Origin of the sequence: Microbispora sp. NPDC046933 (assembly GCF_040644635.1) — a bacterium.
Taxonomy (GTDB): Bacteria; Actinomycetota; Actinomycetes; order Streptosporangiales; family Streptosporangiaceae; genus Microbispora.
Genome location: NZ_JBEYWW010000034.1, coordinates 51012 through 66254 on the forward strand (window position 1 = coordinate 51012; position 15243 = coordinate 66254).

Genomic DNA, 15243 nt, shown 5'->3' on the forward strand with positions numbered 1-15243 from the left:
GTCCGCACCCGTGTTGCCCCGCACCCGTGCCGCCCCTCAGGGGTGGCGCCCGCACCCGTGCGCTCAGGCGTGGCGCTGCACGCGCTGGACAGGCCGGTCGCGTCGAGCCGGTGCTTGCTGGACTCGGCCCGCTCCCCGGCTGCCCGCCGGATGCTTCGTCGCGTGCGCCGCGCCGTGGGCCGCCCGCGGGTGCCGGCCCTCGTGGGTCACGGCGTGGCGCCGGCCCTCCGCCGTCAAGTGTTCTGCCGTCAAGTGTTCTGCCGTCCCGTGTTCTGCCGTCCCGTGTTTCGGCGTTCCGTTCTGTGTCGCGCCGTTCCGTGTCGCGCCGTTTCGTGCCGTGCCGTGGTGGACTGCGCCGTGGTGGCCTGCGAGGTGAACCGCGCCATGGTGGGCTTTGGCGCGTTTGGCGGCGGGGCTCGACTCCGGAGGAGCGGTGCGGGGCTGGGCGAGACTCGCCCAGCCCGCCCTGCCGTTCGTCGCCGGCACGCCGCCGGAGCCCGTGCGGACCGGCGCACGGGGCGAGGAGCCACGGGCCACCGAGTGGGCTCCGGGGGCGAGCGAACGGCCGGGCGTCCGCGCGCCGGCGGTGACCGGCGAGCTGCGGGCGAAGCCGCGGGTGGGTTTGACCGCGGTGGAGCGGCCCGCCGGCTGCCGGAGCGGGGCGGCGGCGGCCCGGCCGCCTCCGGTGTTGGACGCGGTCCTGCCGCCTCCGGTTTTGGACGTGGTACCGCCGCTTCCGGCGGTGGACGCGGTCCTGCCGCCTCCGGCGACGGGAGTGGTCCGGGCGCTGCCGGAAGCCTCCTCGCCGCCGTTCGCCGCGCCGTCCGTCGCGTGCTTCTCGGAGGCCGAGGCGCCGTCGTCGTGCTTGCCGCGCTCCGCTTCTCGTTTCTTCTTCTCCTTCTCTCGCTGCTTCTCCAGCGCCTCCTTCAGGCCGGGCGTGAAGCCGCCGCCGAAGCGGGCCATGTCCGGCGGGACGAAGCCGTACGCCGGGGTGTTCCGCAGGGCCGCGCGCATCGAGTCGACCCAGATGGGGCCGGGCAGCGAGGCGCCCTGCACCGCGCCGTAGTACCGGCCCCCGATGGTGACGCCGGTGAGCGGATAGCGGTAGGAGCCGCGGATGTCGCCCACGCTGACGGCGGCGGCGAGGCCGGGCGTGTACCCGGCGAACCAGGCCGAGGTGTAGCCGTTGTTCGTGCCCGTCTTGCCCGCGGCGGGCCGGCCGATGGACTGGCCGCGCATGGTGCCCTTGGTGAAGACCCCCGTGAGCACGTGGCTGACCGCGTCGGCGACCGCGGGTTCGAGCGCGGTCACGCAGGCCGGCGGTATCTCGGTGCGGGTGCCGTCGCGCTCCACGACCGCGGTGATGGCCATCGGCCGGCAGTAGCGGCCCCGGGCGGCGAACGCCGCGTACGCCGCCGCCACGGTCGTGGGGTCCATCTCGTTGGCCCCCAGCGTGAACGTCGGCACCTCGTGGAGGGGCGTGCCGTCCGCCCGCCTGATGCCGAGCGACCTGGCCGTCTCCACGACGTCGCACAGGCCGACCTCGCGCTCCAGGCGCATGTAGAAGATGTTCACCGACTGCCAGGTGCCCATCTCCAGGCTGTACGGCCCGCCGCCGCCCTCGCCGCCCGCGTTGTGGATGACCGTGTTCGGGTCGTTGACGGCCTTGCCCGAGCAGTCGCGGTAGCCGTACGACGGGACGTACGCGCCGGGGATGGTGAAGCCGTCGCCGAACCGCATCCCCTGCTTGAGCGCGGTGGCCAGCGTGAACACCTTGAACGTGGAGCCCGCCTGCAGGCCGAGCCCGCCGCCGTGCGCGGTGTCGGCCGCCAGGTTGTAGGTGGTGCTGGGCCCGAGGTCACGGTTGTGCGGGTTGCGCCCGTATCGCTTGCTCACCGCCATCGCGCGGATGCGCCCGGTGCCCGGCTCGATCATCGTCTCCGACGCCACCTGGTTGTCGCGGGGCCTGACCCGTGCGGCGATGGCACGCTGGGCGGCCCGCTGGTCGACCGGGTCGATGGTCGTCCAGATGGTCAGCCCGCCCCGCTGCAGGCGCCGCTCCCGGTCGGCGCTGGTGTATCCGAAGGCCGGGTTGGTGAGCACCTCGCGCTCCACGTACACGCAGAAGAAGGGGCGGGCGCTGTCGGCGCAGCCGCCGGGCTCGGGGCGCAGGTGCAGCGCCAGCGGCTCGGCCGCGGCGGCGCGCGCCACGTCCTTGCCGATCACCCCGAGCTCGGCCATCCGGCCCAGGACCAGGTCGCGCCGGGCGCGCAGCCGGTCCTGGTGCTCGTCGCCGCGCGAGGGATCGGTGTCGTACGGCGTGCGCACGGCGCCGGCGAGCGTCGCGGCCTGCGTGAGCGTGAGATCGGCGGCGTCGACGCCGAAGAACCGCTTGGCCGCCGCCTGGACGCCGAACGCCCCCGCGCCGAAGTAGGCGATGTTGAGATAGCGCTCGAGGATCTGGTCCTTGGTGTATTTGCGCTCCAGCGCCAGCGCGTACCGCAGCTCGTCGAACTTGCGGCGGAACGTCCTGACGAGGGCCTGTGCCCGCTCCTGCTCCGACTCGGCCTGGTTGAGCATCATGTTCTTCACGAGCTGCTGACTGATGGACGAGCCGCCCTGCCGGATCCCGCCGGCCCGGGTGTTGGTGACGAGCGCCCGCAGCGTGCCCTTGATGTCCAGCCCGCCGTGCTCGTAGAACCGCGCGTCCTCGATGGCCACGATGGCCTGCCGCATGACCGGGGCGACCGCGCTCAGCGGCACCGACTGCCGGTTCTGGTAGTAGAACTGGGCGATCTGGTGCCCGTTGCGGTCGAGCAGCCGCGTCACCTCGGGCAGCGGCTCCTCACGCAGCGGCGCGGGCAGCTCCGCGAAGGTGGCCGCGGCGCGCTTGGCCGCCAGGCCGGCCCCGCCCACATAGGGCATGACCAGCCCGGCGGCCAGCGTGCCCCCGGCCGCGCCGCACAGGCCCAACGCGAGGACGGCGCGCCCGAGATCGACGCGGCCGAGAAGACGAGAGGTCACGGGATATCAGTGCGACCTCTGGCGTTTCTCCAAACCCGAGGGCCCCAAAGCTTTACGTAAGCCTGTTGATCTTCAACCCGAGAGAGGTGAACTGTTCGAACGGTCTGTGGTAACCGCGTTCGATGTGGTTGACGCCCCGCAGGGTCGAGGTGCCCTCGGCCACGGCGGCGGCCAGCACCGCGGAGAACCCGGCGCGGATGTCGGGGAGCGTGACGTCGGCCCCGCGCAGGTTGGAGACTCCGCGTACGACCGCCGAGTGCTTGGCGTTGGTGTCGTGGTAGCGGCACGCCGGTCCGCCCAGGCACTGGGCGAACACCTCGATCTCGCACCCCATCTTCTGCAGCGCGGGCACGTACACGAGCCGGTTCTCGAACACCGTCTCGTGCAGCACCGACATGCCTTCGGCGCGGGTGAACAGCACCATCAGCGGCGTCTGCCAGTCGGTCATGAACCCGGGGTGGGTGTCGGTCTGCACCGCCGCCGCGCGCAGGCCGTCCGGGGCGGAGGCGCACAGCCACTCGTCGGTTATCTCGAACCGCGCGCCCATCCTCGCGAGCGTGGTGATGGCGGTGACGAGCCGGTCCTGGTGGCAGCCGTGCACGCGCACCTCGCCGCCCGTCACCAGGCCCGCCACGAGGTAGGAGAACGCCTCGATGCGGTCGCCGGCCAGCCAGGTGGAGGCGCCGTGCAGGCGCTCGACGCCCTCGATGACGATGCGGCGGTCGGGGCTCAGCTCGATCATCGCGCCCATGCGCTGGAGGAACAGCGCAAGCTCCACCACTTCGGGCTCCATCGCCGCGCCCTTGATGACGGTCTTGCCCTCGGCCAGCACCGCCGTCATGAGGATCGTCTCCGTGGCGCCCACGCTGGGGTAGGGGAGCGTGATGCGGCTGCCGCGCAGCCGCGCCGCCTTGGCGGTGATGCCGTTGTCGCCGACCTCGATCTCCGCGCCCATCGACCGCAGCGCCTCGACGTGGAAGTTGACCGGCCTCCTGCCGATCGGGTCGCCGCCGACGAGGGGGACGAACGCCTCGCCCGCGAGGTGCAGCAGCGGGCCGAGCATCAGGATCGGGATGCGGTTGAGCCCGGTGTACTCCTCCGGCACCCGCGGCCGGATCTCGGTGCCCCGCTCGATGGTGATCTCACCCGGGGTGATCTCCACGTGGATGCCGAGGGCTTCGAGCATGGCGGCGGTGAGCCCCACCTCGCCGACCTCCGGGGCGTTGTGCAGAGTGCTCGGACCTGTTCCGAGCATCGCCGCCACCATGTGTTTCGAGACCGCGTTCTTCGATCCCCGGACCTCCACGTCCCCCCGCAGGGGGCCGGACGGGTCGATCTGCCAAACCTCTTCGCTCACTCGGCCTCCTTGGCCCACACCGATGCCGTGTGTCCCCTGCACCCGGCTCCAGCAAGAGTAACGGGACCGGACCCGATCACCATGTGGGTACTATCGGGACGGTGCGGCACCTGAGGGGCAATCTGGCGACGACCGTCGTGACCGTCCTCATACTCGCCGTTCTCGGCGTGGTCGCCGGATACGTGTGGTCGGTGCTCGCTCCCGCCGCGCAATACGTGCTGATCGACGGCACGCCGCATCTGGCCGATCCCGAGACGCAGTCGCTCATCGAGGCCGACGGCTGGTTCGCCGTGGTCACCGGTGTGTCCGGCCTGGTCTGCGGCATCGCGGGGTACGTGCTGTCGCGCGGCCGGCCGGTCGAGGTCCTCGTGGGGCTCGCCGCCGGCGGGCTGCTCGCCGGGTACGTCGCGATGCTGGTCGGCGGCATGGCCAAGGGCGGGGTCCAGGCGGCGGGGCCGGGCGGCTACACCACCACGACCTCGCTGGACCTGACCGCGCACGGCGTGCTGTTCGCCTGGCCGCTCGTGGCCACCGCGGTCTTCTGGGTCATCGAGTTCGCCGTGACCTACAACCAGCGGGGCCGCTGAGTCCTGACCACGGCCCGCCGGCCGGCGGCCCGTGGTGCTGCTTCCGGGCGGGCCCCGGTAGCCGCCCGGTGCACAAAGCCTGTCGTGGCCGGATCGGCGCGACAACGGGTTTCATCCCTGACTGAAAGGGTCCGGGGTCCGGGGTCCGGGGTCCGGGGTCACGGTGCGGGAACCGAGTCCCCTCGTACGGGACGCCCCGGGCGTCAGGCCGTGCGGCGCCCGTGCCCGGGAGGTGAGACCATTCGGTCCTTTAGGGCAGGCCCGGTGATGCCATGATCATCAGCATGCTCAGACTGGAGTTCACCGATGCCGATCTGCGCCAGATCACCGTGGCCGCCACTCCGGACGTGGTGCTGGAGACGGCCCTCAGTGTGCGCCGGCTGCGCACCGGGCCGCGCGGCGGCGGCCGGTCACTTCCGGGCCTGCGGCAGCTCCACCACCTGGTGAACGGCAGCCTGGCGGCCCGGGCGGGGGTGCTCCTCGAGGTGGTCCCGCCGGAGGGCTTCCTCCCGGACTTCCTGCTGCAGCCGGCGGCCCGTGACCTCGCCGGCGGAGTGGAGCTGATCGCCGAGGTGCCCGCGGCGCAGTTCGCCGCCGACCTGTCCGCGCTGCCCCCGTCCCCATCTCCGAGCCGCTGGTTCCGGGAGCTGGCGTCCGGGGCCGTCGCGGCGCGGCGGACGCTCGCCGACGACCTCCGCGGCTACTTCAACTCGTCACTGGCGCCCGTGTGGCAGACGGTTCAGGCCGCCGCGGCCGCCGACCGCTTCCTGCGCGCCGAGACCCTGCTTCGCGGCGGGGTCGACGCGCTGCTCGCCACCCTCAACCCCCGCTGGCACTGGCAGCCTCCCGTGCTGCACGTCCCGTCGCGTCTCAGCCACCACGTTCCGCTGTGCGGGAGGGGGCTGCTGCTGATCCCCTCGTACTTCGCGCCGACGCCCCTGCTGACCTGGCGGCCCGGCCAGTCCACCGTGCTGGTCTACCCGATCTGCCGCGACGACGACCGGGCCGGTTCCGCCGACGCCCTCGGCCCTCTGCTCGGCCGCACCCGGGCGGCCGTCCTGGCCGCCCTGCGCGACCCGGCGACGACGACCGTCCTGGCCGAACGGATCGGGGTGTCCCTCGCCTCCGCCAGCCAGCACGCCACGGTCCTGCGAAACGCCGGGCTGGTCTCCACGACCCGGATCGGCGGAGCCGTCCTGCACGCGCTGACCCCCCTGGGCACGGCCCTCCTGCGGGGGGACACGGTCGCCGGTTGAGACGGCGGCCGGCGAGTACGAGCCCGCGCGGCCGGCGCCGGGGTCCGGGCGAAAGTGCTCTCAGCGGAGCCTGGGCTCGGTCCGCCAGAAGCCGGTCGCCCGCTCGAAGGCGTGCCCGAGGCGCAGGACGTCCATGTCGGCCCACGGTCTGCCCACGATCTGCAGGCCGACCGGGAGACCGTCGGGCGTGAAACCGCACGGCACCGACATCGCGGGCGCGTGCAGCACGCTGATCCAGTAGCACGAGCGCATCCACGCCAGGTAGTCGGGCATCTCCACCCCGGCGACCTCCGTGACGTACGGCTGCTCGACCGGGAACGGCGGCACCTGGCTGACGGGCGCCACCAGGAAGTCGTACCGGCCGAAGAACTCCCGCATGCGGTGGAACAGCCCGGTGCGCAGCCGCTCGGCCCGGGCGAGGTCGGCCCCGGTGACCTTCCGCCCCTGCTCCACGTTCCAGGCCACGTTGGGGCCCACTTCGGGGAGGTCGCCGAAGTTGAGCGCGTAATACCACGACCGGTAGACGCGGAACGCCTCCTCGGCGCCGGACAGGTCCAGGTCCACCTGCTCGACCTTGGCCCCCAGCCCGGCCAGCGTCTCGGCCGCCCGCGCCGTCGCCTCGGCCGTGCGCGGGTCGACCGGGAGGCCGCCGAGATCGGGGCTGAAGGCGACGCGGACTCCGGCGAGGTCCATGTCCAGAGACGCCGCGAACGCCGTGCCGTCCTCGCGGATCGAGAACGGCGAGACCGGGTCGAACCCGGCGACGGCCGACATGAACAGCGCCAGGTCGCCGGCCGTGCGGGCCATCGGCCCCGGCACGGCGAGCGTGAACCAGGCCGCCGTCGCCGACTTCGCCGGCACCCGCCCCGGGGTGGGCCGCAGGCCCGCCACGTTGCAGAACGACGCGGGGTTGCGCAGCGACCCGCCCATGTCGGAGCCGTCGGCGAGCGGCACCATCCGGCACGCCAGCGCCGCCGCCGCGCCGCCGCTGCTGCCGCCCGCGCTCTTCGACAGGTCGTAGGGGTTGCGGGTCGCCCCGAAGACCTCGTTGACGGTGTGCGAGCCGGTGCCGAACTCGGGGGTGTTCGTCTTGCCCAGCGCGATCCCGCCCGCCTCGCGGATGCGTCGCACGAGCGGGTCGTCCTCGGCGGGGACGTGGTCCGCGAACGCCCGCGAGCCGTACGTGGTCCGCACGCCCGCGGTGTCGGCGAGGTCCTTGTGCGCGACCGGGATGCCGTGCAGCGGGCCGCGCACGAGGCCGCGCCGCAGGTCCTCGTCGGCGCGCGCGGCCCGGTCGAGCGCCCGCTCGGCGGTCAGCGTCACGACGGCGTTGACCCGCGGGTTCGTCTCTTCGATCCGCCGCAGGCAGGCCTCGGTCAACTCGACCGCGCTCACCTCGCGCGCCCGCAGCAGCGCGGCCATCTCCGTCGCGGTCAGTCCGCTCAGCTCGTTCACATTCCCCCCGTTCCCTGTGGTTCCCGGTCAGTTTCCTGGCCGGCGAGCCGTACGGGCGATGGCAACAGTAGACAGGCTCAGAGCTTCGCGATGGGGGCGGTCACGGCCTGGGCGAGCCGGACGAGGTTGCCGGGCGTGGTCTCGATCTGCAGGCCGCGCCGCCCGGCGGAGAAGTAGATCGTCTCGAAGCCGAGCGCGGACTCGTCCACCACGGTCGGCAGCCGCTTGCGCTGCCCGAGCGGGCTGATGCCGCCGACCACGTAGCCGGTGACCCGCTCCACCTTGGTCGCGTCGGCCATCGCCGCCCGCTTGCCCTTCAGCGCCGCCGCGAACGCTTTGAGGTCGAGCTTGCCCGCCACCGGCACGACCGCGACCGCCAGGCCCGCCTCGGTCTCCGCCACCAGCGTCTTGAAGATCCGCTCGTACGGCACGCCGAGCGCGTCGGCCGCCTCCTCGCCGTACGCCTGGGCGTTCGGGTCGTGGTCGTAGGGGTGAAGGGTGAACTCCGCCTTCGCCTGCGTGAGGGCGACCGTCGCCGGAGTGCTCTGGCCGCCCTTGCTCTTGGTCTTGCTCACGACCGCAAGCCTAGTGGGGCCGCTTCTCCCCGCTCCGCCCTCCGCGGCCGACTCCGCCACCGAGAACGGAGCGCACGGCCGCCGGAGAGCGGGCGGGTCACCGGTCCGCGTGGTCGTCGGTTCTAAGCTGTCTGGCCGAAGGGGTGCATGACGGCGGCGCCCACCCGGTGGGCCGACCACTCTCGATGCGGAGTTGCCATGCGGATCGTGATAGCCGAGGACGACCCGCTGCTGCGCGAAGGGGTCGCGCTGCTGCTGCGCGCGGAGTCCTTGGACGTGGTGGCCACGACCGACACCCCGGCCGCCTTCCTGGCGGCCGTCGACGCCCACCGGCCCGATGTCGCCATCGTCGATGTCCGGATGCCTCCGACCCACACCGACGAGGGCATCGGCGCGGCGGTCGAGGCGAGGCGCCGTCAACCCGGCCTGGCGGTGCTCGTGCTGTCCGCCTACGTCGAGCAGGCGTTCGCCACCGAACTGCTCACCGTCGGAACCGACCGGCTCGGGTACCTGCTCAAGGAGAGAGTCGGCCGCGTCGACCAGTTCCTCGACGCCCTGCACCGGGTGGCCGCCGGAGGCACGGCCATCGACCCCGAGGTCGTCGCACAACTGCTCACGCGCACCCGCACCGACAGCGGGCTGGAACGGCTGACCGCCCGGGAACGCGACGTGCTCGCCCTGATGGCCGAGGGACTGGGCAACACCGCCATCTCCGAACGTCTCTTCGTCACCGAAGGCGCCGTCCACAAGCACATCCGCAGCATCTTCGCCAAACTCGACCTGGCGCCCACCGACCGGGTGGATCGGCGGGTCACGGCCGTCCTGCGCTACCTGGAACAGACCCACGGCCGCGGCTGACGCCGAAGACGTGCCGAGGCTCCGGCTCGCCGTCTCCCGGCCGATGCGCTCGTGCCTGCGGTGCGGGGCGGCGGCGCGGGTGGCCTTCCTCGCCCGGCCGCGGGGCTGGGGCTTGTCCCGGGCGTGGGGTTACCGCCCGGGCGGGGCGCCGATGGTGGTGGCAGGCATCCAGCGGTCGGCAGGTCGGTCCGGCCGCGCGGGTGCGGGCGGCGTCGATGCGCCAGATTCCCGGGTAGGGCCGCCACAGCGGCAGCTCGGTCCACTCGGTGACCTGCTGGGCGATGAGGAAATCGTGGTCAACCCATTCGACGGTGGCGGTGCTGCCGGTGACCTGCTCGCAGGTTTCCAGGAGGTCGCCGAAGGTGGCCGAGCCGATAGGCGCGGCGAGGGTGTAGGGGCCGGACAGGTGGTATTCGGCGGCGTGCAGGGTGAAGGCGGCGACGTCGCGGACGTCGATCGGCTGGATGGGCCAGTCGGGTGTGCCGGGGGCGAGGACCCGTCCGCCGGCGGCGATGCGGCGCAGCCACCAGGGGATGCGGCCGACGTATTCGTGAGGGCCGACGATCACGCCGGGGCGTAGCAGGATGGAGCGGTCGCCGAAGGTGTCGGTGACGGTTTTCTCTCAGCCGGCTTTCTCCGGCCGTAGGCGTCGGCGCCGCTTTCGCCGGGCGGGCCGTCGGGGGTGTAGGCGCGGACGGGTGAGGAGTCGTCCAGCGGGGTGCCGGGCCAGCCTTGGTAGACGTTGACGGTGCTGGTGTAGAGGTAGCGGTCGGCGGCGTTGGACAGGGCCTTGGTGGAGGTTTCGACCAGGTCGGGGGTCATGCCGCTGGTGTCGAGTACGGCGTCCCAGGGGCCGCGCGCGGCCAGAGCGGTCAGGTCCTCGATGCTGGTGCGGTCTCCCCGGATGGGGACGGTACCGGGGACGTCGCTGCCGGACCTGCCTCGGGTGAACGTCGCCACCTCGTGGCCGCGCTGTACTTGTTCGGCCAGGGCCCGTCCGAGGAACCAGGTGCCTCCGAGAATTAGGAGTCGCATGTGCTCGATCCTGTCGGAGCGGGGTGAGGCGGGGAAGAGGGGGACAACCGCCCCGCGGTCATCGTATGGTTATCGCATGACGACGAAGCCTGTCAGCGTGACGATCGAGGAGCACCTGCTCGAGTACGCCAACGGTGAGGTGGCCGCCGGCCGTGCCAGGTCGATATCGGCTGTGGTCAACGCCGCGTTGGCGCGGCGGGCCGAACTGGACCGCGAGGCCGACGCCGCGGTGCGCGCCGCGGTGCAGCAGGTGCGGTCGGACCCGGCCGCGTCGGCCAAGGTGGAGCGGATGAAGGCGCACGTGCTCGCGCAGCGCGGGCAGGACCTCCCTCGGGCCGCTGGTGAGTGAACGCGGGTTCGTCCTGGACGTGAGCGTGGTGTCGGAGGTCGCCCGGGGTGACCTGCCGATGATCACGCTACTGTTCGAGTTCGACGCCCAAGGCCTGCGCCTGATGGTGCCCGCGCTGGTCGTCGCGGCGGCGGCCGCGGAGATGGGCGGCGCCGACGAGGGGTTCCTGCCCGCCGTGCGCGGGATCGCCCGCCTGGAGCACGGGGTGTACGCGCCGCTGGGCGATTTCGACGACGCGCTCGAGCTCGGGCAGGTCGCCGCGGGGCTGGCCCGGGACAGCCGGCCGCTGTGGGAGGACGCGCACACGGTGATGCTCGCGCGGCTGGAGGGGGCCGACATCCTCACGCTGGACGCGGGCCGGTGGGCAGGGCTGGAGCTGGATGGGGTGCAGGTCACGGAGGTCGCCGACCCCGAGTAGCCGGGGGCAGACGTTGGGGGCCGGTCGGCAGCGCGCCGACCGGCCCCTTTCGTCTGGTGCGCCCGGCATGGGCGATCGCTTGGGGGGTGGAAGTCCCCTGGAGGAAGAGGTGGTGCTGACTCCGAGCCGGAGGCAAGGGCGTCATCGTGAGGTGGGGTCTGAAGGAAGCCCGAGGCGAAACCCTGCACCGAGGGACACGAACCGCGTATGAGGCGGCGATCTGGGTGAGCCTGCAAGCGAAGGTGAAGCCCGTCACCATCAACAGGGTCGTCATGTAGACGCGGCGGGCGTAGGGGGAAGTGATCGTTCTTACCAGGGGAGATCTGTCTGGGGTCGGTTGTGCTGAGTGTGTCGCCGCGCCGGCGGCTGCCGCTGTGAAGTGGGGGCTGACCAGGCAGAAGTCAGCAGAGGTCGTAGTACCGGTGAGGGGAAGGGACGCGCCCGCCCCTCCTAGGCCGAGCGCCTGCAGGGCACGACAACCCGCTTGCCCTCGGCGAGCTTGTCGAGCAGTTGCTCGGCGAGGGCGGCGCCGGTCTGCCAGTTGTCGGCCAGGGCGAGCGCGTGCAGGGCGTCGCCGACGGCCAGGAACGTACTGTCGGTGCTCACCGGGCGGGCTCCATGTCGAGGTCGAATCGTTCTCTCCTTGGTACCCCTGGCTGTACCTCCTGTTGGGGTGCCCATGGGAACGACCGGGAGGGCCCGTCACTGGTGTGCTGATCACTGTCCATCAAGCGCTCCCCAAGGGATACATCGCAATGGCAGTCAACAGCCGGCCCGTCGCCGGGCAAGGGACGAGCCGGACCGGGCTCCGGGGCCTGATCCGCCGCCGTCCACTGCTCAGCTTCTTCGTCCTGGCCAATCTGATGAGCTGGGTCGCCTGGTCGCCCTACATCCTGTCGGCGAACGGCCTCGGGATCGTGGGGTTCTCCTTCCCTCCGCTGCTCGGCACCACCCAGTTCCTCGGCGTTCTCCCCGGGGCCTATCTCGGCCCCGTCTTCGCCGCCTACATCGTGACCAGGGTCACGGACGGCAGGGAAGGCGTCCGTGTGTGGATCGGGCGGATGACCAAGTGGAGGGTCGGCTGGGCCTGGTACGTCGTGACCGCCCTCGGCGTTCCCGCCGTCATCATCGCCACCGCCGTCGCGATGACCGACGGAGACATCCGCATGCCGCCTGTCGCCGTGCTGGCGGCCTACGTGCCCGGCCTGCTGCTCCAGATGGTCACCACCGGGCTGGCGGAAGAGCCCGGCTGGCGTGATTTCGCCCTGGCCCGCATGCAGCGCAAGTTCGGCCCGCTGGGCGCCACCGTCATTCTCGGCCCGCTGTGGGGCGTCTGGCACCTGCCGCTGTTCCTGAGCGAGTGGGGCGGGTGGCCGGACGTCACGTGGACGCGGGTCGGCGAGTTCATCGCCTTCTGCTGCGCCTTCAGCGTGGTCGTCACCTGGGTCTTCAACCGGACCGGGCAGAGCCTGCCGCTGGTCATGCTGTTGCACGTCAGCGTCAACAACTTCATGTCGATCGCCTACTCGGACATGTTCCCGTCGATCGCGACCCCCGCGCTGTCGTCCCGAGTCACCCTGCTCGCGGGCACCACGGCGGCCTTCCTGGTGCTCATCGGGACCCGCGGCCGTCTGGGCTACCGTCCTGGGGAACCCGCCCTCCAGGACTGAGCCGTCTGTTCGACGGTCCGGCACACCCGGGAGCGATGCCGCCGGTCGAGGAGGCCGGCCTGCGCGAGCAGCCCTCTGTGACGAAGACTCTGACCGAATGACAAGTCCGCTATAGCCTGCTGTGTCTCCCGCGATGACCGCGAACGGTCTGTGCGCAGCCGAGGAGGTGCGTCCCCATGGCGGCCGGAAAGGGCCGGGCGTTACGGCACTCGCCGCTGCGGCGGCCGCGACGGTGGGACTTGTCCGCGCGCGGCCGTGCCGTCCTGGACGCGCTCGAACACCTCGTCGGCGGCATGGGCACGGGAGTCCTCGCGCTGGTCGCGCTCCTGTCGGTGGCCGTCACCGCCCTGGCCTGCCTGGCCGGTGTGGGACTGCCGCTGGTGCCGGCCACGCTGCGCGGGCTGCGTGCGGTGGCCAACCGGGAGCGGGCCCGGCTCTCGCACTGGGGTACGGAAGAGATCATCGCCCCACCCCCGCCACCGGCCGGGCTGCGCGCCTCCCTCGCCGACCCGACGGTGCGGCGTGAACTGGCCTGGGTGGTCACGCATGCCTCTGCCGGGCTGCTCCTGAGTTTGGTCGCCCTCACCTTCCCGGTCCACGCGGTGCAGGACGCGACGTTCGCGTTGTGGTGGTGGCTGCTGCCTCCGGAGGAGGCCGCGACCGCGGCCTACGGGCTGTGGGAAGTCAGCGACACGCCCAGCGCTCTCGCCGTCGCCGCACTGGCCCCGATCGAGATCGCTCTGACCGTGGTCCTCGCCTCCCGGATGGCCCGGCTGCAGGCGTGGTTCGGCCGGCGCCTGCTTCGGCCCGGCCCCGGCGTCGACCTGAGCATGCGCGTGGCGCAGCTCACCGCGACCCGCGCCGCCGTGCTCGACGCGCACGCCGCCGAACTGCGCCGGATCGAGCGGTCGCTGCACGATGGGACGCAGAACCGGCTCGTCGCGGTCACTGTGCTGCTCGGGGCGGCGCTACGGGCGCTGGAGCGCGATCCCGCCACCGCCAAGGCGCCACTCGAACGGGCGCAGAGCGCCGCCGAGCAGGCGCTGGCTGAGCTTCGGGGCGTGGTGCGCACCATCCTGCCGCCCATCCTGACCGACAAAAGCCTCGTCGACGCGCTCGCCGGCCTGGCCGCGGCCTGCCCGGTGCCCTGCAGGATCGACGCCGACCTCCCGGTCAGAGCCGCCGCCTCCGTCGAGGCCACCGCCTACTTCGCGGTGGCCGAGGCGCTCACCAACATCGCCAAGCACAGCCGAGCCCGGAACGCCGTCGTCAGCGTGCGCCGTCTGGACGACCGGCTGTGTCTCCAGGTCGTGGACGACGGGCGGGGCGGGGCGGACGAGAGCGGCTCCGGGCTCGTCGGCATCCGGCAGCGGGTCGAGGCACACGACGGGTCGTTCGTGCTGAACAGCCCTCCCGGCGGGCCGACCGTCCTCGACGTGACCTTGCCCTACGGAATGTGAGGCCCCTCCTCATCGGACGGACCGGAGGCTCGGCAACCCGGCCGTCCAAGGGGGAGGTCACGGCAGGACGGAGCGCACGGCCTCGGGGGAGCGGGCCACCACGGCGGTGCCGTCGTCGGCGGTGATGATCGGCCGCTGGATCAGGATCGGGTGGGCCGCCATGGCCTCGATCCACCGCTCCCGGGCCGCCTCGTCGCGCGGCCACGATTCCATACCCAGCTCGGCCGCAACCGGCTCGCCGAGACGGGTGACGTCCCAGGGCTCCAGCCCGAGGCGGCGCAGCACCCCGGCGAGCTCCGCCGCGCTCGGCGGGTCCTCCAGGTAGTGCCGGATCGTGTACCCGGCGCCTTCCGCGTCGAGCAGCGACAAGGCCGACCGGCACTTCGAGCAGGCCGGATTGATCCAGATCTCCATGCGCCCATTGTCCCGCCCGGCTGCGCGTAAACGGGTCCTCATGCCCACCCGGCGAATGGCAAAACGATCTAAAGGGGACAATCTCTTTACGTGGCCTTTGTCGATGGGAGTGGCCGAGCGCGGAAGGGCAGCCGATGGGGACGGACGGTAGCGTCGCGGGGGACGTCGCGAAGGGGCAGGCGTGCCTGTTCGGTGGACTGGCGGTGTGTGTCACCCTGCGGCCGGAGGGCCTGGCGGTCAACCACGGCATGAGTTACTACGGGGTCCACTGGCAGACCGTGCTTCCGTACGCGGCGGGTCTCGCCGGGGCGGCGTTGTTCACTCACCGGGCGCTGCGGGACGCGGCGGGCCGCATGCCGTCCCCGGCCCACCTCCGGCGGATGGCCGACTCGTTCGTCGTGCTGCTGGCCGGGATCGTGCTGACGCCGTACACCCTGGGCGGGGTGGTGGACTGGGCCCACCGGGGGCTGGGCGCGGCCCTGTTCGTGCTCCAGCTCCTGCTGGCCGGGCGGCTCGTCGCGTGGGCCCACGGCGACCTCGCCGGCGCCGCGTTCCTCCTGGTCCAGCTCGGCGGCGGGGTGCTCGCCGCGGTGTACGTGCTCCAGACTGAGGGGCTGCTCATTCACGGCGAGGCGACGTTCCAGCTCGGATTCGCCCTCGTGCTGGCCAGGACGCTCCCGCTGGTCGCGCCCCCGATCGCCGCACCGTCTCCGGCCGCGGGCGGCACGTCGTCCGCCGCGCGCTCTCCCGGTGCCTGCCGGGAGGCGGTGTGAACGGACCGGTCC

At 72.5% G+C, this 15243-nt stretch carries 16 protein-coding genes; 8 read left to right on the plus strand and 8 right to left on the minus strand.

Going from position 1 to position 15243, the window contains the following annotated elements; translation table 11 throughout:
• Positions 1-63: 63 nt before the first annotated feature.
• Positions 64-3024 carry a transglycosylase domain-containing protein gene (locus tag ABZ857_RS34660; RefSeq protein ID WP_357051834.1) on the minus strand — a complete coding sequence of 987 codons (2961 nt, stop codon included), beginning with the start codon at positions 3022-3024 and terminating at the stop codon, positions 64-66.
• 52 nt (positions 3025-3076) lie between these two features.
• A complete protein-coding gene (murA, locus tag ABZ857_RS34665; protein ID WP_357051837.1) occupies positions 3077-4381 on the minus strand; it encodes a UDP-N-acetylglucosamine 1-carboxyvinyltransferase in 1305 nt (434 codons plus the stop codon).
• A gap of 101 nt (positions 4382-4482) precedes the next feature.
• Here murA and ABZ857_RS34670 point away from each other — a divergent pair, with 101 nt between their 5' ends.
• Positions 4483-4968 (plus strand): hypothetical protein, encoded by a 486-nt coding sequence (locus ABZ857_RS34670; protein WP_357051840.1) that lies wholly within the window; start codon positions 4483-4485, stop codon positions 4966-4968.
• Positions 4969-5252: 284 nt separating this feature from the next.
• Positions 5253-6224, plus strand: a complete 972-nt coding sequence (locus ABZ857_RS34675; RefSeq protein WP_357051842.1) for a winged helix-turn-helix domain-containing protein — start codon at positions 5253-5255, stop codon at positions 6222-6224.
• 60 nt (positions 6225-6284) lie between these two features.
• Here ABZ857_RS34675 and ABZ857_RS34680 read toward each other — a convergent pair whose 3' ends face one another.
• Entirely contained in the window at positions 6285-7679 is a 1395-nt protein-coding gene (locus ABZ857_RS34680) for an amidase (RefSeq protein WP_357051846.1), read from the minus strand.
• 77 nt (positions 7680-7756) lie between these two features.
• Positions 7757-8254 (minus strand): Cys-tRNA(Pro) deacylase, encoded by a 498-nt coding sequence (gene ybaK, locus ABZ857_RS34685; protein WP_357051848.1) that lies wholly within the window; start codon positions 8252-8254, stop codon positions 7757-7759.
• 198 nt (positions 8255-8452) lie between these two features.
• Here ybaK and ABZ857_RS34690 point away from each other — a divergent pair, with 198 nt between their 5' ends.
• Positions 8453-9112 carry a response regulator transcription factor gene (locus ABZ857_RS34690; RefSeq protein WP_357051851.1) on the plus strand — a complete coding sequence of 220 codons (660 nt, stop codon included), beginning with the start codon at positions 8453-8455 and terminating at the stop codon, positions 9110-9112.
• Here the strand turns inward: ABZ857_RS34690 and ABZ857_RS34695 are convergent.
• Positions 9066-9680 carry a hypothetical protein gene (locus ABZ857_RS34695; protein ID WP_357051854.1) on the minus strand — a complete coding sequence of 205 codons (615 nt, stop codon included), beginning with the start codon at positions 9678-9680 and terminating at the stop codon, positions 9066-9068. The genes ABZ857_RS34690 and ABZ857_RS34695 overlap by 47 nt on opposite strands.
• The gene (locus ABZ857_RS34700) at positions 9677-10147 is read right to left on the minus strand and encodes a hypothetical protein (protein WP_357051857.1); all 471 of its coding nucleotides are present in this window, start codon (positions 10145-10147) and stop codon (positions 9677-9679) included. The genes ABZ857_RS34695 and ABZ857_RS34700 overlap by 4 nt, the downstream gene beginning before the upstream one ends.
• A gap of 76 nt (positions 10148-10223) precedes the next feature.
• On the opposite strand from ABZ857_RS34700, the gene ABZ857_RS34705 reads away from it, so the two are divergent.
• A complete protein-coding gene (locus ABZ857_RS34705) occupies positions 10224-10496 on the plus strand; it encodes a type II toxin-antitoxin system ParD family antitoxin (RefSeq protein ID WP_357051860.1) in 273 nt (90 codons plus the stop codon).
• Positions 10489-10914, plus strand: coding sequence for a hypothetical protein (locus ABZ857_RS34710; RefSeq protein ID WP_357051863.1), 426 nt, complete (start codon positions 10489-10491; stop codon positions 10912-10914). The genes ABZ857_RS34705 and ABZ857_RS34710 overlap by 8 nt, the downstream gene beginning before the upstream one ends.
• 450 nt (positions 10915-11364) lie before the next feature.
• On the opposite strand, the gene ABZ857_RS34715 is transcribed toward ABZ857_RS34710, so the two are convergent.
• On the minus strand, positions 11365-11520 hold the full coding sequence (locus ABZ857_RS34715; protein WP_357051866.1) for a hypothetical protein: 156 nt from the start codon (positions 11518-11520) through the stop codon (positions 11365-11367).
• A 149-nt stretch (positions 11521-11669) separates the two neighbouring features.
• Between ABZ857_RS34715 and ABZ857_RS34720 the strand changes: the two genes are divergently transcribed.
• Together ABZ857_RS34720 and ABZ857_RS34725 are read left to right on the plus strand one after the other, a co-directional pair.
• A complete protein-coding gene (locus ABZ857_RS34720) occupies positions 11670-12584 on the plus strand; it encodes a type II CAAX endopeptidase family protein (protein WP_357051870.1) in 915 nt (304 codons plus the stop codon).
• A gap of 176 nt (positions 12585-12760) precedes the next feature.
• Positions 12761-14044 (plus strand): sensor histidine kinase, encoded by a 1284-nt coding sequence (locus tag ABZ857_RS34725; protein WP_357051873.1) that lies wholly within the window; start codon positions 12761-12763, stop codon positions 14042-14044.
• A gap of 57 nt (positions 14045-14101) precedes the next feature.
• On the opposite strand, the gene ABZ857_RS34730 is transcribed toward ABZ857_RS34725, so the two are convergent.
• Positions 14102-14458 (minus strand): arsenate reductase family protein, encoded by a 357-nt coding sequence (locus ABZ857_RS34730; RefSeq protein ID WP_357051876.1) that lies wholly within the window; start codon positions 14456-14458, stop codon positions 14102-14104.
• A 134-nt stretch (positions 14459-14592) separates the two neighbouring features.
• On the opposite strand from ABZ857_RS34730, the gene ABZ857_RS34735 reads away from it, so the two are divergent.
• The gene (locus ABZ857_RS34735) at positions 14593-15231 is read left to right on the plus strand and encodes a hypothetical protein (protein WP_357051879.1); all 639 of its coding nucleotides are present in this window, start codon (positions 14593-14595) and stop codon (positions 15229-15231) included.
• Positions 15232-15243 lie beyond the last annotated feature (12 nt).